This is a genomic window from Cobetia sp. AM6 (genome assembly GCF_009617955.1).
GTDB classification, from domain to species: Bacteria; Pseudomonadota; Gammaproteobacteria; order Pseudomonadales; family Halomonadaceae; genus Cobetia; species Cobetia amphilecti.
Window position 1 is genome coordinate 728,752 of the sequence record NZ_AP021868.1, and the last position, 21,224, is coordinate 749,975.

The following is a 21,224-nucleotide window of genomic DNA, read 5'->3' on the forward strand; positions in this document are numbered from 1 at the left end:
GCGCCCGAGTGGCCGCCAGCACTATCCGACCAGAATTTTCGGCTCTCGCGACAGCGAGGGCCATGAGGGAGCCAGACAATGAATCTGAATCCAAGAGATGTGGTAATCGTCGATGGCGTGCGTACCGCCATGGCCAAGGCCAAGAACGGCGCCTTCCGGCACGTGCGCGCCGAGAATCTGTCCGCCGCGGTGATGCAGGCGCTGTTCGATCGTAATCCCGGCCTGGTGCCGGCCGAGGTCGACGACATCATCTGGGGCTGCGTCAACCAGACCCTGGAGCAGTCCATGAACATCGCGCGCAATGCCGCCATCATGACCGGCATTCCGCGCACCGTACCGGCGCAGACGGTCAACCGCCTGTGTGGTTCCTCGATGAGCGCCCTGCATATCGCCACCGCCAACATCAAGGCCGGCATGGGCGACTTCTATATCATCGGCGGTGTCGAGCACATGGAGCACGTGCCGATGGCACACGGGGTCGACGTCAACCCGGCGGCCAGCAAGCATGCGGCCAAGGCGGCGATGATGATGGGCCTGACCGCGGAACTGCTCGGCAAGATGCATGGCGTGAGTCGTGAGCAGCAGGATGAGTTCGGTGTGCGCTCTCATCAGCGTGCCCAGGCCGCCGCTGATGAAGGTCGCTTTGATGACGAGATCATCGGCGTCGAGGGCCATGATGCCGAGGGGCGTCGCGTGATGGTGACTCGCGATGAGGTCATCCGTGGCGATGCCAGCATGGAATCCATGGGCAACCTCAAGCCGGTGTTCGATCCCAAGGGCGGCAGCGTGACGGCGGGTACCTCCTCCGCGCTGTCGGTGGGCGCCTCGGGCATGGCGGTGATGAGCGCCGAGCGCGCCGAAGCGCTGGGCCTCAAGCCCATCGCTCGTGTGCTGTCCACTGGCGTGGCAGGCTGTGACGCCTCCATCATGGGCTACGGGCCGGTGCCGGCCTCCAAGCAGGCGCTCAAGGCGGCAGGCCTGACCATCGAGGACATCCAGACCGTCGAACTGAATGAGGCCTTCGCGGCGCAGTCGATTCCGGTACTCAAGGACCTTGGCCTGCTGGAGCGTGTCGATACGGCGGTCAACCTCAACGGCGGCGCCATCGCGCTGGGCCATCCGCTGGGTTGCTCCGGTTCGCGTATCTGCACCACGCTGCTCAACGTCATGAAGCAGCAGAACACGCGCCTGGGTCTGGCGACCATGTGCATCGGCATGGGCCAGGGCGTCGCGACCGTGTTCGAGCGCCTCGACTGAGCGTCAGCGCCTTTGGTCAGCGTCTTCGATAAGCGATCAGGCCTCGCCTGATACCTCAAGCGGCATGTCTTCGGACATGCCGCTTTTTCGTCGGCAGGCTTTTGTCTGGAAACGAGAGGGGCGGCGCAGTATCGTGGCAGTGGGCGATCGAGCGTGACGTCGCCCCGGGCTTGATGATTGAGGTTACGCGAGGGAGTCGCATCGATGGACTGGAATCATGTCGAGCAGGATCTGCCGCGCGCCACGCCGCCCAGACCCTTGCCACACCCCCTGACCTTCCGGTTGCCGGCGGGCAGTATTGATTGTCACCTTCACCTGTTTGGTGACCCGGTGCGTTACCCATTGGCGGCGGACAGAACCTATGACCCGGCCCCCGTGGGGCTCAATGAAGCACTCGAGATGCATCATGCATTGGGTGCCAGCCATGGCGTGCTGATACAGCCCAGTGTCTATGGCTACGACAATCGCCTGCTGTGCGACAGTTTGCAGAGCTGTCGTGAGCGTGGGCTGGATTACCGTGGCGTGGCGGTTGTCACCCCCGACATCAGTGATGCCGAGCTTGAGCGGCTCTCCGAGCTTGGAGTCTGTGGCGTTCGCCTCAACCTGATCTTCGCCGGTGGGTTGCGCTGGCGTGATGTGGTGCTGCTGGCGGATCGTCTGGCACGCTTCAAGTGGCACCTGGAATGTCTGATCGATGTCTCGACCTTCCGTGACATGGAAGCGCGCCTCGGCAGCTTGCCGGTGCCGGTGGTGATCGACCACATGGGCCATCTGGCGGCCACGCGTGGCCCTGAATGTCCCGGCTTTGCCGCGCTTTGTCGACTGCTCAAGCAGGGGCGCACCTGGGTCAAGCTGTCGGCGCCTTACCGACTGACCACGCGTGGTCGCTTGCCTTACTCCGATGTCACGGCGCTGGTGCGGGCGCTGGTGGCGGCCAATCCGGAGCGCGTGGTGTGGGGCAGTGACTGGCCGCATCCCTATATCGGCGTCGAGATGCCGGAAGAGGACACCCTGGCCGAGCTGATGCAGCGCTGGTTGCCGGAGCGCGAGATGCGCGAGAAGATCTTCCGCGACAATCCGCGCAAGCTTTATGGCTACAAGGCGTTCGTGAAGTCCAAGGCGGATGCGGCGCACTGAGCGAAGAGTTGCCACGCTTGCAGGGCGCAATTGAGTGACGCGGCATCACTTGTATAAGCCGCATAAGCCGAATGACAAGACGCCCCCATCAGCCTGCTGGTGGGGGCGTCTTGATGATTGGCGAAGAAAGACAAGAGGGGAGCAGGGGGAAAGACAAGCGTGCTGGAGGAAGTCTGCATGCGTTCTCCCGGGTGCCTGAATCACACCACCTTGTAGGCGTGAGGCAGTTCGGCCAGTGGGCCGCGTCCGCCGGCGAGTGTCAGGGCGAGATCGACCATCCCGTCCCAGATGGGCAGCGTCATCCCCCCCTTGATCGCCATGTCGAGTCGCTGCGAGAACAGCAGCAGCTTGTGCAGGCGCTTGTGGGGCAGACGGTTGAGCGCCTGTTGATAGAAGGGGCGACGCTTGTCGAAGATCATCGGCTTCTGCGCCTTGCAGGCATGCTCGAAGCTCTGGCCTTGATCGAGGTGCTGGCGCAGCGAGAGCAGGGTACGCAGCTCGCGGGTCAGTGCCCACAGGATCACCGGCGGCTCGACGCCTTCTCCCCGCAGCCCGAGCACGATGCGGCCACTGCGCTCGACTTCCCCCTTCAGACACGCATCGGCCAGCGTGAAGACATCATAGCGGGCATTGTCCTCGACGCCCTGGACGATGGCATTGCCATCCAGGCGTGCGCCCGGCGGGTGCAGCAGCGCCAGCTTCTGCAGCTCCTGATCCGCGGCCAGCAGATTGCCCTCGATGCGCTCGGCCAGCAGGCGAGCGGCGTCCTGATTCAGCTCGAGGCCGTGACGACGGGCGCGATCGCGAATCCAGAAGCCGAGGCGGGAATGGTCCACCGGCCACACCGCGATGAAGACGCCGACCTTCTCCAATGCCTTGAACCACGCCGTCTGCTGCACCTTGCGGTCGAGGCGCGCTGCGGTGATCAGCAGGATGTCGCCATCCTTCTCGATGCGCTCGGCGTAGGCCTTGAGGACCTTGCTGCCTTCCTGGCCGGCACTCTGGGTGCCCATGCGCAGCTCGATCAGCTTGCGCGAGGCGAACAGAGACATGCTGGCGGCAGACTCGGTCAAACGGCCCCACTGAAAGCCGTTCTCGACATGCAGTACCTCGCGCTCCTCGACACTGGCAGCGCGCGCCGCACGCCGGATGGCGTCGCAGCTTTCCTGGTGAATCAGCGGCTCATCACCGGCCACGATGTAGACGGGAGACAGGCGCTTGTTGAGCTGCTCGTCGAGCTTGTCGGGATAGACCTTCATGAATGTCCTTCGATACTGCGCGGGTCTGGTGGGCAAGTGCGCCTAAAGGCTCGGGCGGCCAGTCACGAGCAGGGTGCTAGCCCCGGCGTGATGGTGGCCCTGAACAGGCACGGCCCCATGATGATCGGTTGCCCGATATCGTGGAGCCGTGCCTGGCGAACGTTGCGATTTCCAATCTCTACCAACTGCTGCCTGCTTCCTTCCACTTCTCCCGGCTTCGCCTGTCGTCAATCGTCTTGTCGTCAATCGTCTGGCCTTTCAGCACTCATGGATCACGATTCATGACTTACGAACGGGGCGCCTCAGTGCGGGAGCGTGGAGCTCAGGGCTTGATCGCGCGCAGGCGCTCCAGCAACTGACGGCTCAGGTCACGATTGACTTCCCTGGCCGCGCGCTCACGCAGGTCATCGGTGTTGAGCAGGTCGTCATCGTTGGTGTAGTAGAGGCTGCTGGCCTGCAGCTCCTGCTGATTGGCCAGATAGGCCCCATCGGACTTGCGCTGCAGCGAGTAGGTCAGGCGATAGGTCAGTTCACGTTTGATGCTGCCGGCATCGCCGTAGGTGATCTGCTGCACGTTCTCACGAACCTTGCCCAGGTTGAGGGTCAGCGGGGCGCTGTCGCTCAACTGGACGTCGGCACGCTCGAGGGCGTCGCGCAGGGCGTCGTGGGTCTTGGTGATCGGTGCCTGGACGTCCAGCTCGGTGATGGCCATCGGCGCATCGTTCACGCCGCGCAGCTGGAAGCCGCAGCCGCTCAGTGTCAGCGCCAGGCCGACGCCGAGGGCGGCCAGCACACGACGGCGGCCGAGGCCGCGGGATGCATGCTCTGATGTGTCTGCTGAAACACTGGAAGACTTCGCTTGCGTCACCGTGACCTCCTGTCATGAACGAGTGTCATGAATATCTTGCGAGAGCGCTGCGTGGTGCCTGTCAGCATCACGCAGCGCACGGAATATGGCCGTCAGAGACCGACATCCTTCCAGGTGCCTGTCGGTCTCTGACGGGACCGGCGACTCGGGCCGCCGGTATCTTGCTCGGTCTGGTCGAGTCGCTATCAGTTGGCGACGATATTGACCAGCTTGCCCGGCACCACGATCACCTTGCGCACCGTCTTGCCATCGGTGTGCTTGGTGACATTGGCATCTGCCAGCGCCGCGGCTTCGATGGCGTCGCGATCGGCATCGGCGGCGAAGGACAGACGCGCACGCAGCTTGCCGTTGACCTGCACGACCAGTTCGATGCTGTCCTTCTTCATCGCCTCGGCATCGGCGGCCGGCCAGCTGGCGTCGATCACGGCTTCGTCGTGGCCCAGTGTCGCCCACAGCGAGTGGCTGGCATGCGGGATGATCGGCGACAGCAGCAGCACGCAGGCCTCGACGGCTTCACGGCTGACGGCCAGACCCTGCTCTGAGGTGTCCTCGAAGCGGCTGATGGCGTTGACCAGCTCCATCACGGCCGCGATGGCGGTGTTGAAGGTGGTGCGGCGGCCGATGTCATCGCTGCACTTGGCGATGGTCTCGTGTGTCTTGCGACGCAGCGCCTTCTGATCATCGTTCAGGGCAGTCACGTCCAGCGCGCCCGGAGTGCCGGCGGCGACATGCTCGTGGACCAGACGCCAGACGCGCTTGACGAAGCGGTGTGCGCCCTCGACACCGGAATCGGACCATTCCAGCGACTGCTCCGGCGGCGCGGCGAACATCATGAACAGGCGCACGGTGTCGGCACCGAAGCGGTCGATCATCGACTGCGGGTCCACGCCATTGTTCTTGGACTTGGACATCTTCTCGGTGCCACCGATTTCCACCGGCAGACCATCGGACTTCAGTACGGCCTTGATGGCTCGGCCCTTGTCGTCGGTCTCGACGTCCACATCCAACGGGTTGAACCAGTCGCGGCCGCCCTTGGCGTTGATGCGGTAGTAGGTGTCCGCGATCACCATGCCCTGGGTCAGCAGCTGCTTGAACGGCTCGTCGCTGTCGACCAGGCCGAAGTCACGCATCAGCTTGTGGAAGAAGCGCGAGTAGAGCAGGTGCAGGATGGCGTGCTCGATGCCACCGATGTAGTAATCGACCGGCAGCCAGTAGTTGGCGCGCTCGTCCAGCATGGCATCGGCGTTGTCCGCACAGCAGAAGCGCGCGTAGTACCAGGAGGACTCCATGAAGGTGTCGAAGGTATCGGTCTCGCGCTGCCAGCCATCGCCCAGGTCACTGAAAGACGGCATCTTCTTGATCGGCGAGCCACCAGAGGCGTCGAATTCGACTTCCAGCGGCAGAGCGACCGGCAGTTCGTCGTCGGTCAGCGGGATGGATTCACCGTTCGGGCCATTCTTGACCGGAATCGGCGCGCCCCAGTAGCGCTGACGGGAGACGCCCCAGTCGCGCAGACGGAAGTTGGTCTTGACCTCACCACGGCCCTGCTCGACCAGACGCGCGGCGATGGCATCGAAGGCGCTCTCGAAGTCGAGGCCATTGAAGTCACCGGAGTTGATCAGCACACCGTGCTCGGTGAAGGCGGCTTCGCTGACGTCGGGCGCATTGCCGTCGGCATCGGCGATCACGGCTTCGATCGGCAGGTCGTACTTGGTGGCGAATTCGTGGTCACGCTCGTCGTGGGCCGGCACGGCCATCACGGCACCGGTGCCGTATTCCATCAGCACGAAGTTGGCGACGAAGACCGGCACTTCACGGCCGGTCAGCGGGTGGATGGCCTTGAAGCCGGTATCCATGCCGCGTTTTTCCATGGTCGCCATGTCGGCTTCGCTGGTGCCGCCACGCGCGCACTCGGCGTTGAACTCGGCAAGCTCCGCATTGTGCTCCGCCGCGGCCTTGGCCAGCGGGTGAGCGGCGGCGACGCCGACGTAGGTCACGCCCATCAGGGTGTCCGGACGGGTGGTGAAGACGGTCAGGGATTCCTGCACCTGGCTGGCCTTGGCATCGAGGCCGAAGCTCAGCTCGACACCGCGCGACTTGCCGATCCAGTTGCGCTGCATGGTCTTGACCTGCTCCGGCCACTCGACCTTGTCGAGGTCGGCCAGCAGCTCTTCGGCGTAATCGGTGATGCGCAGGAACCACTGCGGGATTTCCTTGCGCTCGATCAGCGCGCCGGAACGCCAGCCACGGCCGTCGATGACCTGCTCATTGGCGAGCACGGTCTGGTCCGCCGGGTCCCAGTTGACGATGGAACTCTTCTTGTAGACGACACCCTTCTCGACCAGCTTGGCGAAGAACCACTGCTCCCAGCGATAGTATTCCAGGTCGCAGGTGGCGAACTCACGGCTCCAGTCGTAGGCGAAGCCCAGCGCCTTGAGCTGATCGCGCATGTAGGCGATGTTCTCGTGGGTCCACTTGCCCGGCGCGACGTTGTTCTTCATCGCGGCGTTTTCCGCCGGCAGGCCGAAGGCGTCCCAGCCCATCGGCTGCATGACGTTCTTGCCCTGCATGCGCTGGAAGCGCGAGATCACGTCACCGATGGTGTAGTTGCGCACGTGACCCATGTGCAGCTTGCCGCTGGGGTAGGGGAACATCGACAGGCAGTAGAACTTCTCGCGGTTGGCATCTTCCACCGCCTTGAAACACTGATTTTTCTCCCAGTACTGCTGGGCAGCCTGTTCGATCTGATCGGGAGCGTACTGTTGAGAAGTATCCTGTGAATCCATCGGGTCCGTCACTACCTTGGCATTGGCCGCTACCCGTCACCAGGGACAGGCAGGGCGTGAAGAGGTGGGCGGTCACATCGGGATGGGCCGCCGCTGTCTGCGATGGGGTCAAGTCTACCCCAGACGCCAGGACTCAGGTAGGGGAGGCGAGTGCTGTGGCGCCAGGCGAATGCGCTTCATGCTGCCAGTGCCACGCGCTTGATGCGTGTCAGGGAGTGGAAGAGTGTGGCTTGTGTCGCAACGCCAACGCCACCATGCTGAAGGTAGAGCGCCATGCCCTCCCGCAGTACGGGAGAAGGTGAAGACACAAGGAGAGTCCATGAGCCAACCACGTGAACCCCGCGATCCCCATGAGCCGATCAGCGCCACGGATCGTGATACGGCTGCCACGTCCTCGCACGACAGTGGCTTTGAAGATACGCCGATGCCCTCGCGCTCAGCCTCCAGTCAGCCGCAGGGCGAAGGTGAAGGGCGTCTCGGCGATGCCTATGGGCGAATCCTGACGCGGCTGGAAGACAGCAGTGGTGAGCTGTCGTGGGATGGCCTCAAGGCCGAGCTGGATGAGGCGGTCAAGTTCGAGGCCGAGGTCGAGGAATTCACGCTCGACGAGCTGGCGCTGCTGCGTGCCTGGGTCGAGCGTGACATGCGCGAATTCCGCCGCCATCTAGCGACCGGTGGAGAAGGGATCGCCAGCTGGCTGGGGATCGATCTCTCGGTGCTGTCGCGCAGTGTCAGTTCCGCGCTGATGTCGATCGCGGACCGCACCGTGGTGGACCGCGCCCACTTCGAGGAAGACCTCGAGGCCGCGCGCGCCGACTACACCAGCGGCGAGGTCATCGCGCCGGGGCTATTGCATTGCGTGCACTGTGAGTCGACCACCACGCTCACGCGGCCCAGCGTGCTGGAACCCTGCCATGCCTGTGGACATCGCTTCTTCTCGCGTGGCGCGCCGCCCGTCACTCGTCAGCCTCCCGCGGCCGATGAGAGTGATCAGGGCTGATGGCGACACCGTCAGACTGGTTCGCCCCGGCGCATGCCACCTGGAGCGCCGGGCAGCGCCACAAGGCGTTGCAACAGCTGATCGAGCACTTCAACCAGCGCCCGCGTCCACGTGAGGCGGGCCTCTTCAAGCAGATCTCCTATTACCTGTTTCTGCTCGCGGATTATCGCTCGGCCAGCCAGGTTCTGGCCCAGGGGAATGTGGAGTGTCCGGCCGATGAAGAGATCGCGCTCAATCAGGTAGTGTGTCTGTCGCGCGCCAATGATGCCGCCGGCTCGCTGGCGGCCGGTGAGGCATTGGCCGCACGAGGCTGTCTCAATCCGGTGCTGTTCGACTCGCTGGCCAGCAGCGCGGCCAGACTCAAGCGCCATGACGAGGCACGCGAGCATGGCAGTCGCGCCCTGGCGCTCAAGGACGAGCAGCATGGGGGCCTGGCGTTGGCGAAGGGCTGGCGGCTGCCCGCTGAATCCCCCTCGGCAGTCGCCGCCGGCAAGACGCGTGTGCTGTCCTTTGGCCTCTGGGGCAAGGGGCCGCGCTATTTGAACGGCATGCTGCATAACCTGCTGTTGGCGCCGGTGCTGTATCCGGGGTGGCGGGTTCGGCTCTATCACGATGACAGCGTGCCCGATGATTTCCTGGCCCTGGCGCGGGAACTGGACGCCGAGCTGATCGAGCGTCCCTCCAGTGACACCCTGAGACAGCGGCTGTGTTGGCGCTTCGCGGTCGCCGATGACCCGACGGTGGGTTACTTCGTGGTTCGCGACTGCGACAGCGTCATCAGCCTGCGCGAAGTGCGCGCGGTGCAGATGTGGCTGACCTCCGGGCGCTTCTTCCATGTCATGCGTGACTGGTGGAGTCATACCGATCTGGTACTGGCGGGGCTGTGGGGCGGGGTGGCCGGAGTCCTGCCGCCACTCGAGACATTGCTGGCCCAGTGGCAGCCACAGCATGTCGAGACGCCGAATATCGATCAGTGGTTCATGAAGGAATGCGTGTGGCGCTACCTGCGCGAAAGCCTGGTCAGCCACGACCGGTGTTACTCGCTGCAGATCAAGGGCCGCGACAGCCTGAAGTTCCCGGACGACGTGCTGGGAGAAGCGCCTGGCGGCACGGCGCATGTCGGCAGTGACGAGTGGACGCGTGATCGCGCCTTCCAGCTCCGCCAGCTGGGGCCATGGCTCAAGGAGGCCAGCTGGATGCGTGACAGCGACGACTTAGCGTAATCCTGCGATAAGCTCCCGATGAACGGGTTATATAGACACACGAAGGGCTGCCCATGGGCAGCCCTTCGTGTGTCTTGCCAGCAGTCCTTCGCTGTCTTGCCAACAGCGCTGTCGGGTCTAGCGACCCACCAGCCAGCCGATCCATTCATGCAGTGCCCAGCGTGACTGGGTCAGCGCGGAGCTGTTGGGGATCCAGGCATCGATGCCCAGCCCGGAGACCGTGGTGTAGCCCACCGGCGCCGGGATGATGGTGCGGAAGCCCTGGTTCTGGAAATTGCGCATCGCGCGCGGCATGTGCCAGGCGCTGGTCACCAGCACGATCTTGTTGATGTCGTCCTGCTCGAGCATCTCGCGGGTGAAGAGCGCATTCTGCTGGGTGTTCTCGCTGCGGTTCTCCAGCCAGCGCGCCGGGTAGTCGAATTCATCGATCAGCGAGCGCTGCATCAGCTCGGCGAGGGTGCCGTCATCGGAGGACGATACCTTGCCACCGGTGAGCAGAATCGGCAGCTCCGCGTTGCGGGCCACGCGGACGCCTTCGTCCAGGCGGCTGAGCGTCTCGCCATTGATGCGATCGCGGCCCTGCAGTTCCGGGGCGTCGTAGTAGCGTCCGCCGGAAAGCACCACCACGGCCTGCGCCTGGATCCACTCTGCCGGTTCACTGGGCTGAATGCGCTCCAGCCCTGACATCAGACGCGTGGAGACGACCGGCGAGGACAGCAGCCACATGCCCAGGATGGCCACGACCATCATGGCGCGTGCCAGGCCCGGCCAGCGCTTGAGAACGAGCATGGCCAGAAACAGCAGCAGGAGAGGCCCGCCGGGCGGCAATACCAGGTCCTTGATGATGCCGAGTAACTCGGTGATGCCCATTGTGGTCTCGCTTGTGCAGAGGCAGTGCCGGGCATCGGCCCGGCAACGGGTAAGGTTGAGCGTTCAAGCGTCTGAGGCCCTGGGGACTCACACGTTCTGGCCCTCAGACGTTCTGGCCCTCAGGCGTCCTGCGGGCGTTGACGGCGCGACTTGAGGCATTCGTTGATGCCCAGCACAAGGCCCGGCGCCAGCAGCAGCGCGATCAGGATCCACACCGGCAGCAGGCCGTAGTGCATCCAGGGCGTCATGCCCAGTTGCAGACGGATATCGCCAGTGACGGTGGCCTCCTCGAACTGGGGTGCCTGGGCGATGATCTCACCCTGCGGCGAGATGATCGCCGTGACGCCATTGCTGGTGGCCCGCAGCAGATAGCGGCCATTTTCCAGCGCGCGCAGCTGAGCCATCTGCAGGTGCTGCAGCGGGCCGATGGAGTGACCGAACCAGGTGTCATTGGAGACGGTCAGCAGCACGGTAGAGCTCAAGGCGCGCTGGCGGACCAGCTCCGGATAGACGATCTCATAGCAGATCGCCACGCCGATACGCAGACCGCTGACCATCAGTGGCGGCTGCTGGCTGTCGCCTGACTGCATGCTCGACATCGGCAGGTCCAAAAAGCCGATGATGCCCCGCAACCAGCTTTCCAGCGGCACATACTCGCCGAAGGGCACCAGATGCTCCTTGCGATACTGGGCCGACGGGTCATCGATGGGAATCACGCTGTTGTAGAAGCGATTGTCGGCGTCACGCTCGACGATCCCGGTAATCAGACCTGTCTTGGGCGGCAGAGTTGCCTGGATGCGCTCGAGGAAGGGCTCGGCCTGGTCGCGCAGCATCGGCAGTGCCGTCTCCGGCCAGACGATCAGGTCGGCATCGTCCTGCACGGCGCGCGTCATCGCGGCGTAGGTATTGGCCGCACGGCGCTGACCTTCAGCACTCCACTTGATCAACTGCGGCAGGTTGCCTTGCAGCAGGGCGACGCGTGCCGGCTGGCCGCCGGACTGTGTCCAGCCGGTCGGCAGCAGCAGACCCGCGCTCCACAGCACGAGCAGCGGCGCGATGGCCCACCAGCGGCGGCGCAGCGCCAGATTCCACAGCAACGCCCCGGACAGCGCGATGATCAGCGAGATACCGTAGACGCCAAGCACCGGCACCCAGCTGGCCAGCGGCGAGCCCACGGCACTGTTGCCCAGCAGCAGCCACGGGAAGCCGGTGAAGGCCCAGGTGCGGAACAGCTCGCTGAGCACGAACACCGCAGCGAATGACAGCACATCGAGCTTGCGTGAGCAGAAGCGCTGCCACAGGCCCATCCACAGCATCGGGAACAGCGCCATGCAAGCCACGAACAGCATCGTCAGCAGCACCGCCAGCGGCATGCCGGTATAGCCATAATCATGGATCGAGACGTAGACCCAGCTGGCTCCGCTGCCGAACAGGCCGACCCCGAACCACCAGGCGCGCAGGAAGCCACCGCCTTCCATGCGCAGCGCCCCGTAGAGCAGGCCTGCGCCGATCGGGCCCAGCCACCACTGCTCGAAGGGGGCAAAGCTCAGGGTGACCAGTACCCCGGCAATGATCGCCAGTACATTGGCCAGCAACGAGGCGCCCGGGAAGCTCCTCGCGCGGGGGGAATCTGACATGCCGCTCTCCTTGTAAAATGCCAGACACATCGGCGGATGTGTCTGGCATTGTCCTCTATCGGGTCAGCCTGTGATCAGGCCATGAATCACTCGCCGCTGATGTGCGCACGATGCTCGGCCGAGGGCGGCGCGTCACCGGTGGCATCTTCCAGACGGCATACCTGTACCTGACGAATGCGACGATTGTCCGCATTGAGCACCGTGAAACGCCAGCCGGCGAAATCGGTGGATTCCTGACGGCGCGGCATGTGACCGAAGCGCTGAATCATCAGACCGCCGATGGTGTCGAATTCCTCATCGGAGAAGTCGGTATCGAAATGCTCGTTGAAGTCATCGATGGTGGTCAGCGCGCTGACGGCGAATTGACCATCGCCCAGCTCGCGGATGTCCTCATCCTCATCGGTGTCGTGCTCATCCTCGATATCCCCGACGATCTGCTCGAGGATATCCTCAATGGTGACAAGGCCTGCCGTGCCGCCGTACTCGTCGATGACCACCGCCATGTGATTGCGGGTCTCGCGGAATTCCTTGAGCAGGCTGTTGAGGCGCTTGGATTCGGGGATGAACATCGCCGGACGGATCGCTTCGCGCAGATCGAAGCGCTTGCGCTCGCTGTCATTTTGCAGAATCAGCGGCAGCAGGTCCTTGGCCAGCAGGATGCCGAGCACCTCGTCGAGGTTCTCGTCGATGACGGGATAGCGGGAGTGAGCCGATTCGAGAATCAGCGGCAGGTACTCCTCCGGGCGCTGATCGACCTGAATGGCCTGCACCTGGGAGCGGGGGATCATCACCTCGCGCACCTGCTGGTCGCTGATTTCCAGCGCGCCTTCGATGATGGCGATGGCGTCCTGATCGAGGTTGAGGCGTGGGCCTACCTCAGCCAGAAACTGGAGCAGCTCGCTACGGGAGCTGGGTTCGTCGGTGTCGCTTGAGAAGGCGCCGAACAGCTTATCGAGCCAGGTTTTCGATTGGCTTCCCGATCGGTCTTCGCTCATGCGTTAGTTTCTCTTTTCCTCGGTGGCGATACCCCATCGTCGTGGTGGTATCGGGGCAGCCGAGCGACCCGGGGACAAGCCCCGAGTCGCCCGACGGCGGGTGCTGCCGATGCGCAGGGGCGCCGGCATCAGTGATTCTCTTCCCGGTAGGGGTCGGCGATGCCGAGCCCTGCCAGCACATGACGCTCGAGCGCTTCCATGCGTTCGGCTTCATCGTCCTCGATATGGTCATAGCCGAGCAAGTGCAAGGTGCCATGGACCAGCATGTGGGCGAAATGATTTTCCAGCGACTTGCCCTGTTCCCGCGCTTCGCGGGCGACGACATGCACGCTGATGATCAGGTCGCCCAGAAAGCGCTGCTCATCGAGAGCTTGTTCATCAAGAGCCTGCTCAGCCGCGGTCTCGGGAGCCGCAGAGCCGAGGGCAGAAGTCGAGAAGCCAGAAGACACGGCGTCAGTGGCGTCTGCCTCATCAGCTTCGCTCATGGCGTCTGACGCCAGCATGACATCGTCGCTGTTGTGACCGTCGAGACCTTCCTCTTCGCCGGCATCCAGATCGCTCTCCGGCATGCCCGCAAGCGGCAGGCTGTCGTCATCGCCTTCCTCGGCGAAGCGCGCGGCCAGTTCCGGCGGCAGGTCGAAGTCATCGAGATCCAGCGGCTCATGCGGGAAGGACAGCACGTTGGTCGGGGAGTCCTTGCCGCGATAATCGCGATTGAGGCCCTGACTCTCGGCTTCTTCCACCAGACGCACGGTCAGCTCGTACGGCGCCGCGGCGGCGCTGGCATCGCGCTCCAGCGCGCCATCTTCCGCGGCGGCCAGCAGCGCAGCCGCCACCCAGGCTTCCAGCTGATGGCTGGCCGGCAGCGGCTGGCCATCGAATTCACTCTCGCCGATGGCCAGTTGCAGGTCCACGACGACCGCAGGGGCTTCGCTCACTGGCTACCTCCCGTCGGGGTGCTGGCAGGCGGCACGTTGCTCTGGGCATTCAGGGCCGCCATGCGGGCTTCGCGCTCGGCCTGACGCTGCTCGCGACGCTCACCTTCCTGCTGCTCTTCCGCGGCTTCGAAGGTGTCGTAGGCCTCGACGATGCGCTGCACCAGCGGGTGACGCACGACGTCCTTGGCCAGGAAGCGCGTGATGCTGATCCCCGGCGTGTCCTTGAGGACCTCCATCACGTGCGCCAGGCCTGACTGGGTGCCACGTGGCAGGTCGACCTGCGAGACGTCACCGGTGATGACGGCGGTGGAGCCGAAACCGATGCGCGTCAGGAACATCTTCATCTGCTCGCGCGTGGTGTTCTGGGACTCATCGAGAATGATGTAGGCGTTGTTGAGCGTCCGGCCGCGCATGTAGGCCAGCGGCGCGATCTCGATGATCTGGCGCTCGATCATCTTGTTGACGTGCTCGAAGCCGAGCATCTCGTACAGGGCGTCGTAGAGCGGGCGCAGGTAGGGGTCGATCTTCTGGGCGAGGTCTCCCGGCAGGAAGCCGAGCTTCTCGCCGGCCTCGACCGCCGGACGCACCAGCAGGATGCGTCGCACTTCGTTGTTGTTGAGCGCTTCCACGGCAGCGGCGACGGCAAGATAGGTCTTGCCGGTACCGGCCGGGCCGATGCCGAAGTTGATGTCGTGGTTGCGCATCTCGGTGACATAGCCCTGCTGATTGAAGCCGCGCGGGCGCACCAGCACCTTGGGCGTGCGGATCACCACATCACCGTAGGTGGCGCCCTGGTCTTCGGCGGCCTCGACCAGCGCCTCGACGCCGGATTCCTGCAGGAACAGATGAACGGTCTCGGCATCGACTTCGCCGGCGCCGGTCTCGCGATACAGATGCTCCAGCACGTTGGCGGTCGCCTTCACGGCGGCCGCGGGGCCTGCGACCTGGAAGTCGTTGCCGCGGTTGCGCAGGGTGACACCGAGCCGGGATTCGATCAGCTTGAGATGCTCGTCGCGCTGGCCGGTCAGGCTGGCCAGACGCTGCGGGTCTGCCGGCTCAAGCGTCATGTTGAGAATGCGATTGGCTTGCTGTGACTGGTGGCTCAAGGCGTCGAATATCCTGATAGTGATGAGTGACGATGATGCTTGGCGATGAGGGGCAGCCGCGATGGCGGATGCACGCGCGTGATGCACGGGGCGCTCTACCCGCCACGGCGCATGACGGCGCCATTTCAGTGTCAATGGTGACGCGTTGCCGAAGTCTCAAGAGAGCTTAATGCGCGATGGCCGTACAGGGCAATTGTCCTGTACGGCCAGCGTGGCTATCTGCTTGATAGTGGGGGCTGATGGCGCCTCGTCAATGTCGTGAGCGACGAGCGATCAATAGCGGTAGGGCGAGCTGAGCTCACCGCGCAGCGAGTTGGGGTAGGCCTCGGTGATCTCGACATCCACCAGGTAGCCGATCAGCTCGGTCGGGTTGGCGGCGCGGAAGTTGACCACCCGGTTGTTCTCGGTGCGCCCGGACAGCAGGCCCGGGTCACGTGGCGAGAAGCCGGAGACCAGGATGCGCTGGGTGGTGCCGACCATCTTGCGACCGATCTGCATCGCCTGCTGGTTGATGCGCTCCTGCAGGATGAGCAGGCGCTCCTTCTTCACCTCTTCCAGAGTGTCATCTTCCAGATTCGCCGCCGGGGTGCCCGGACGCGCGGAGTAGATGAAGCTGAAGGAGTGATCGAAGCCGATCTGGCCGATCAGGTCCATGGTGTCCATGAAGTCCTGGTCGGTCTCGCCCGGGAAGCCGACGATGAAGTCGGAGGAGAAGCTGATGTCCGGACGCAGCGCGCGGATGCGTTCGAGCTTGTCGATGTAGAGGTCACGCTCGTGGCCGCGCTTCATTGCCGCCAGAATGCGGTTGGAGCCCGACTGCACCGGCAGATGCAGATGGCTGACCAGCTCCGGGATCTCACCGAAGGCCTCGATCAGCGAGTCCTTGAACTCCAGCGGATGCGAGGTGGTGAAGCGGATGCGGTCGATGCCCTCGACCTGCGCCACGCAGCTGATCAGCTCGGCGAGGTCGATCTCCTCGCCCAGCTGGTTGAGACCGGCGTAGGCGTTGACGTTCTGGCCCAGCAGGTTGATCTCGCGCACGCCCTGGTCGGCCAGGTGGATGACTTCATCCATCACCTTCTCGAAGGGACGCGAGACTTCCTCACCGCGGGTGTAGGGCACCACGCAGAAGGTGCAGTACTTGGAGCAGCCTTCCATCACCGAGACGAAGGCGCTGGCACCGTCGCTCTTGGGCGCGGGCAGATTGTCGAACTTCTCGATCTCGGGGAAGGTCACGTCGACCACGGAAATCTGCTTGAGGCTGTCGCGGCGGGTGTCGAGCATCTTCGGCACGCGGTGCAGGGTCTGCGGGCCGAACACCATGTCCACATGCGGGGCACGCTTGCGCAGGTTGTCGCCTTCCTGACTGGCCACGCAGCCGCCAACGCCGATCACCAGCTCCGGGTTCTTTTCCTTGAGCTTCTTCCAGCGTCCCAGCTGGTGGAACACCTTCTCCTGCGCCTTCTCGCGGATGGAGCAGGTGTTGAGCAGGATGACGTCTGCTTCGGATTCGTCGCTGGTGACTTCCATCTGATGCGATTCGCCGAGCAGATCCGCCATGCGCGCGGAGTCATACTCGTTCATCTGGCAGCCGTGAGTCTTGATGAAGAGTTTCTTCGCCATTGCCTTGTGTGAACGCTCTGAGCTGCGCGCCCGGGCTTCGTGCGCCTCGCGCCCGGGCACATGGTGGCGGCGGGCAGCGTCAGCGGTCAGGAGAAGCGGGCGCGACTTGTAATGAATGAGCCCCGGCGCCGATGGCTGGCCGGGAATCGAGGGCGCGACGATACTGTGCCAAGCGGCACGCTGATCGGGTCGAGGCCAAAATCGGGACGGCACAGTATAGGAGTCTGCCGGCCATGCGGCCAGCCCTGTCGCATCGCTGTCAGCAATGAGGAGGATGCCTGCCAACCACCGGTTCAGCCTGATGGTGGCTGTGGTATCCTCACGAGAAAGCCCGCGCATGCCCTGACGCTACAACAGGGGCTTGGCATGTTTCATAGTTATCAGGCAGGTGTTGCGCAACGCACATCAGGCTGTCAATGGCTTGATTTGTTGAGGTTTTCATGCCGATAGCCCGGCTGCCTGAGCTGGTTAAAATTTGATCGATTTGTTGGCGGGGCAGGCATTTCGCCGTGCGCAGACCTGCCCCTTTGAGGTTGTCCCAAGACTTATCCACAGAAAGTGTGGATGTCTGAAGACACTGAAATGACAGTCTCGGATTTTTCTCGCGGCAATTTCGTTACCGTACGTCCAAGCGCGACAGCGATGCCAGGCAGGACGCCTTGCATTGCGCAACCTGGCAGACACCGCATGGGCAGACAGGGCGAGCCTTCCTTCGCCCAAAAGCGGTCGATCATGTACGGCATGTGGGGACGCAGGATTCAGCGCGCTTGCTCCTCGTGCCCACACGCCTGACACGGTCGGCTTACGCCCTTAGACAGCCATGAAGAACACGATATGACGCGATTCTCCATTACCAGCACCCCTTCATCTTTCGGTCTCCTGTCACCCCGATCGCCGTGTTCGACGCTTGCGCGCTCACTGCGCCGTGTGGTGCTGGGGGCTGGCGTCGCCGGCAGCCTGCTGCTGGGCGCACCGCTGGCCAATGCGGCCACCGACCGCTGGGTCGCCGATGACCTCACCACCTTCGTGCGCAGTGGCCCGACGGATGGCTACCGCATCGTGGGCACGGTGGAAGCCGGCCAGCCGGTCGAGCTGCTCGAGGTCCAGAATGACTACAGCAAGATCCGCACTGCCAGCGGCGACGTGGTGTGGATTCCCTCCGCTGACCTGCAGGACACCCAGAGCGTCAATGCCCGGGTGCCCGAGCTGAGCGCCAGGGTCAAGGAATTGACTGCCAAGCTCGATGGCATCAATGAAGAGTGGGAAACCCGTGTCGAGGACATGAAGACCGGCCTCGAGACGCGTCAGGCGCGCATCGAGGAGCTTGAGCAGGCCAGCAACAGCCAGTCAGCCGAGCTTGCCCAGGCGCGTAGCAAGATGCAGGACATGGAAACCAAGCTCGATACCAAGAAGCAGGACCTGCTGATGCGCTACTTCATGTACGGCGGTGGCGTGGCGGGTGTCGGCCTGCTGGTCGGCCTGATCGTGCCGCACCTGCCGCGTCGCAAGAAGAAGCGTCACGGCTTCCTGTAAGGCATCCCGGTAACCGATAGCAGAGGGAGTGCGCCAGCTCATGTCGGCACAAGACACGACGATGGACGCGACGCCGGCCAGTGACCCCTGGCTGGCGCGATGGCAGGAAGGGCGGATCGGCTTTCATCTGCCCGCCACGCATTCGGCGCTGGAGCGCTGGTGGCCGCGGCTTGAGATTGCGGCGGGCGCCAAGGTGCTGGTGCCGTTGTGTGGCAAGAGTCTCGACATGCGCTGGCTGGCGGCGCAGGGCTATCCGGTGCTGGGCATCGAGCTTGCACGTCAGGCCTGCGAGCAGTTCGTCGCCGAAGGCGCCGGGGATGTCTCGCGCTATCGGCTGGAGCACTTCGAATGCTTCCGCCAGGGCATGGTCGAGCTGTGGTGCGGAGACTTCTTCCACTTCCATATCGACCATGTCGATCATCTCGACGCCTTCTATGATCGCGCCGCGCTGATCGCCTTGCCGCCGGCCACCCGGCAGCGTTACGCCTTCCATCTGGCGCAGCTGCTGCCCCCGGGCGCGCGTGGCCTGTTGATCAGTCTCGAGCGGCAGACGGAGCAGCATCAGGGCCCGCCGTTCCATGTCGCCGAAGACGAGATTCGTCAGCTGTTGAGCGCCAACTTCACGCTTGAGGTGCTGGAGCGTCGCGCCCCGGATGAGCGCGGCCTGCGTGAGACGGTATGGGGGCTGGTGCGCAAGGGACCGCGTCGCTGACGACTCAGGGGTAGCCTTGTCAGTCAGATCCAGTCTTCTTGAAAGCCCAGTCCTCATGAAAAACGCCACCGCCGCCCAATGGGCGGCGGTGGCGTTTTCGTTGGTGGCGAACGTGCTGATCGAGCTTGCTGATCGAGCCTACTGGTCGAGCTGGCGGATCAGCGTGGTGTCCTGGAAGGCGCGAGTCAGCGCATCGCCGATCACCTCAGAGACCATCTCGGTGTTCTTCTCCTGGCTCGGCTTGAGGGCATAGCCCTGATCACGCGTCGCGGTGTAGCTGCCGGTATAGCGCTGCTTGCCGGACACGGCGACGGCCTTGATCACGCCATTGAGTGTCGCGGTATCGGTGATCAGGCCGCCACGCTTCACGCCATAGGCCAGCTCGGTCAGCGAGATGGTCAGCTCTGCTGCGCCCTGGTTGGCCTGCTCGGCGGACACCGGCACGAAGCCCATGCGGCGCAGGGCGCTGACGGTCTGGGCCTCAAGCTTGGGTGTCAGGTCGCCGGTCGGCACGACCAGATAGCTCGAGGCATTGGTGGCGCCATCGCGAGAGCCGATGCGCTCTGACGGACGCTCATCGAGCACGTCCACCACCACCTGTTGCCCGTGGCCGACCACGCCCATCTCGCCGACCTGCGGATTGACGTACAGGCGCTGCGGGCTGGTGCCGCAAGCGCTGAGAAGTGCCGCCGTGGCGATCAGTGCCACGCTCATGCAGGTGGTGCGCAACGTGTGCATCATCATCGGGGTTCCTGGGCCTGAGGCCGGTTGTCATGGGAGTCATCTCGGCCATCCGTTGCCAATATAGAGCCTGCCGCGCGGGATGGCCGGAGCACAATGGCGCGAGTATAGGGCCAGAGTGGCGCCTGAGCGTAGTGGAAATTCAGGCTCACGCCTGTCCTCTGCAAGCGACAGTGGTTGAGGTTCATGGCCCGTAGCCCATGGCTCATGCGCCGTCGACACGTCTGCTCAAGGCCAGCAGGCCCAGCAGCGGGCCGGGCAGCAAGGCCAGCAGCAGCAGGCTGCCGTGGCCGGCGATCAGTGGCGTGAGCAAGGCGATCGAGACCAGCGACAGGCTGAAGCCGAAGGCATTCATCATCGCCAGGGCGCTGGCCTGCAGCTCGACCGGGGTGCCGCCCGCGGCGAGCGCCGAGAACTGCGGCGAGTCGATCACGGCCAGAAGGCTCCACAGCGCCAGCAGTGCCAGCAGCACGCCGTAACCGGCCTCAAGCTGCGTGGCGGCGACGAAGACCAACGTCAGCGTCACCGAACCGGCGAGCCCGAGACGCGCGACCCACAGGCTGCCTCGGCTGCGCGAGAGCCAGCCCCCGATGACGCAGCCGGGCGCGCCGATGGCGATCACCAGGAAGCTATGCCAGGCCAGGGTGGCAGGAGAGAGCGTCACGCCTGTCGCGCTGGCCATCTGGGTCAGCAGCAGAGGCGTCAGGGCCCACAGGGTGTACAGCTCCCACATGTGGCCGAAGTAGCCCAGTGCGCCGCGTACGAAGCCGGGATATTGCCAGGCTGCCAAGCCTCGTGTAGCACGTGCGAGAAAGGTGTTGCGGCCGTCTTTCGCCGCTGGTGCTTGGCGGGGCGCTGAGGTGGCTTTGGCCACCGGTGGAGCCAGCAAGGCGACCAGACCGGCACCGACGATGGCCAGCAGCGAGGCGGTGCTGATGGCCGCGCCCCACGGCAGCTGCATGCCTTCGCCCTGTTGCAGTGCGGCCAGCGCATGCGGCAGCCCGGTGCCGAGCACCAGCATGCCGACCAGCCAGGCGAGCGCGGCACCGGCACGGTCCGGAGCGGTCTGCACCATCAGCTTCAAGCCGATGGGATAGATGCCGGCCAGTGCCAGCCCCGTCAGCACGCGCAAGCCTGAGGCGCTCAGCAGGCCCGGCGCGATCAACAGCGCCAGATTGGTCAGCGCGCCCAGCAGGCAGGAAGCCATGAACAGATGGCGCGCCGCGAAACGGTCCGCCAGGCCGGCAAGCCCCAGCACCAGGGTGCCGACGATGAAGCCGCCCTGCACCGAGGAGGTCAGCTGGCCGAGTGCCGCGGCGCTATCGCCGGCGAAGCCCCAGCTCGCCATCATCGGCGTGAGTACTGCATTGGGGGTGAACCACAGGCTGGTGCCGAACAGCTGCGCCAGGGCGATCAAGGCGACCGGATAGCGGTTGGCCCATTGCCGCCAGCCAGAGATGGGCGGCGTGAGTGACTTGGTTGAGGACACGAGGGCACCTTGTAGGGCAGAGGGCGTGATGGCGCAGCAAGACGCGAACG

The 21,224-nt window shown here is 64.3% G+C and carries 17 protein-coding genes; 6 read left to right on the plus strand and 11 right to left on the minus strand.

What is annotated here, in order from left to right:
- Positions 1-78: 78 nt before the first annotated feature.
- Positions 79-1,257: an acetyl-CoA C-acyltransferase FadA gene (gene fadA / locus CLAM6_RS03095; RefSeq protein WP_043335293.1), complete on the plus strand. Its 1,179-nt coding sequence runs from the start codon at positions 79-81 to the stop codon at positions 1,255-1,257.
- 204 nt (positions 1,258-1,461) lie between these two features.
- Positions 1,462-2,394: an amidohydrolase family protein gene (locus CLAM6_RS03100; protein WP_107335475.1), complete on the plus strand. Its 933-nt coding sequence runs from the start codon at positions 1,462-1,464 to the stop codon at positions 2,392-2,394.
- Positions 2,395-2,594: 200 nt separating this feature from the next.
- Here CLAM6_RS03100 and holA read toward each other — a convergent pair whose 3' ends face one another.
- From holA to leuS, 3 genes are all read right to left on the minus strand, one after another.
- On the minus strand, positions 2,595-3,653 hold the full coding sequence (gene holA, locus CLAM6_RS03105; RefSeq protein WP_153635131.1) for a DNA polymerase III subunit delta: 1,059 nt from the start codon (positions 3,651-3,653) through the stop codon (positions 2,595-2,597).
- Positions 3,654-3,975: 322 nt separating this feature from the next.
- Entirely contained in the window at positions 3,976-4,521 is a 546-nt protein-coding gene (locus CLAM6_RS03110; protein WP_153635132.1) for an LPS-assembly lipoprotein LptE, read from the minus strand.
- A gap of 185 nt (positions 4,522-4,706) precedes the next feature.
- Positions 4,707-7,307 carry a leucine--tRNA ligase gene (gene leuS, locus CLAM6_RS03115; protein WP_153635133.1) on the minus strand — a complete coding sequence of 867 codons (2,601 nt, stop codon included), beginning with the start codon at positions 7,305-7,307 and terminating at the stop codon, positions 4,707-4,709.
- A 319-nt stretch (positions 7,308-7,626) separates the two neighbouring features.
- Between leuS and CLAM6_RS03120 the strand changes: the two genes are divergently transcribed.
- Positions 7,627-8,307 (plus strand): zinc ribbon-containing protein, encoded by a 681-nt coding sequence (locus CLAM6_RS03120; protein ID WP_324691608.1) that lies wholly within the window; start codon positions 7,627-7,629, stop codon positions 8,305-8,307.
- Entirely contained in the window at positions 8,307-9,530 is a 1,224-nt protein-coding gene (locus tag CLAM6_RS03125; RefSeq protein WP_153635134.1) for a tetratricopeptide repeat protein, read from the plus strand. The genes CLAM6_RS03120 and CLAM6_RS03125 overlap by 1 nt, the downstream gene beginning before the upstream one ends.
- A 117-nt stretch (positions 9,531-9,647) precedes the next feature.
- Here CLAM6_RS03125 and CLAM6_RS03130 read toward each other — a convergent pair whose 3' ends face one another.
- The 6 genes from CLAM6_RS03130 to miaB form a co-directional block, all read right to left on the minus strand.
- Positions 9,648-10,400 (minus strand): YdcF family protein, encoded by a 753-nt coding sequence (locus CLAM6_RS03130; RefSeq protein WP_043335281.1) that lies wholly within the window; start codon positions 10,398-10,400, stop codon positions 9,648-9,650.
- A 119-nt stretch (positions 10,401-10,519) separates the two neighbouring features.
- A complete protein-coding gene (lnt, locus tag CLAM6_RS03135) occupies positions 10,520-12,037 on the minus strand; it encodes an apolipoprotein N-acyltransferase (protein ID WP_054555146.1) in 1,518 nt (505 codons plus the stop codon).
- Between the two features lie 86 nt (positions 12,038-12,123).
- The gene (locus CLAM6_RS03140; RefSeq protein WP_052384764.1) at positions 12,124-13,032 is read right to left on the minus strand and encodes an HlyC/CorC family transporter; all 909 of its coding nucleotides are present in this window, start codon (positions 13,030-13,032) and stop codon (positions 12,124-12,126) included.
- A gap of 128 nt (positions 13,033-13,160) precedes the next feature.
- Positions 13,161-13,970 carry an rRNA maturation RNase YbeY gene (ybeY, locus tag CLAM6_RS03145; RefSeq protein WP_153635135.1) on the minus strand — a complete coding sequence of 270 codons (810 nt, stop codon included), beginning with the start codon at positions 13,968-13,970 and terminating at the stop codon, positions 13,161-13,163.
- Positions 13,967-15,076: a PhoH family protein gene (locus CLAM6_RS03150; RefSeq protein WP_153635136.1), complete on the minus strand. Its 1,110-nt coding sequence runs from the start codon at positions 15,074-15,076 to the stop codon at positions 13,967-13,969. Before CLAM6_RS03150 ends, ybeY begins: the two co-directional genes overlap by 4 nt.
- Before the next feature lie 273 nt (positions 15,077-15,349).
- Positions 15,350-16,699 (minus strand): tRNA (N6-isopentenyl adenosine(37)-C2)-methylthiotransferase MiaB, encoded by a 1,350-nt coding sequence (gene miaB, locus CLAM6_RS03155; protein ID WP_153635137.1) that lies wholly within the window; start codon positions 16,697-16,699, stop codon positions 15,350-15,352.
- An 834-nt stretch (positions 16,700-17,533) separates the two neighbouring features.
- On the opposite strand from miaB, the gene CLAM6_RS03160 reads away from it, so the two are divergent.
- Positions 17,534-18,232: a TIGR04211 family SH3 domain-containing protein gene (locus CLAM6_RS03160; protein ID WP_082388145.1), complete on the plus strand. Its 699-nt coding sequence runs from the start codon at positions 17,534-17,536 to the stop codon at positions 18,230-18,232.
- Between the two features lie 40 nt (positions 18,233-18,272).
- Positions 18,273-18,944 (plus strand): thiopurine S-methyltransferase, encoded by a 672-nt coding sequence (gene tmpT / locus CLAM6_RS03165; RefSeq protein WP_242007732.1) that lies wholly within the window; start codon positions 18,273-18,275, stop codon positions 18,942-18,944.
- 138 nt (positions 18,945-19,082) lie between these two features.
- Here the strand turns inward: tmpT and CLAM6_RS03170 are convergent, their stop codons facing one another.
- Entirely contained in the window at positions 19,083-19,688 is a 606-nt protein-coding gene (locus CLAM6_RS03170; RefSeq protein WP_153635138.1) for a YajG family lipoprotein, read from the minus strand.
- Positions 19,689-19,890: 202 nt separating this feature from the next.
- Positions 19,891-21,174 (minus strand): MFS transporter, encoded by a 1,284-nt coding sequence (locus CLAM6_RS03175; protein ID WP_242007733.1) that lies wholly within the window; start codon positions 21,172-21,174, stop codon positions 19,891-19,893.
- Positions 21,175-21,224 lie beyond the last annotated feature (50 nt).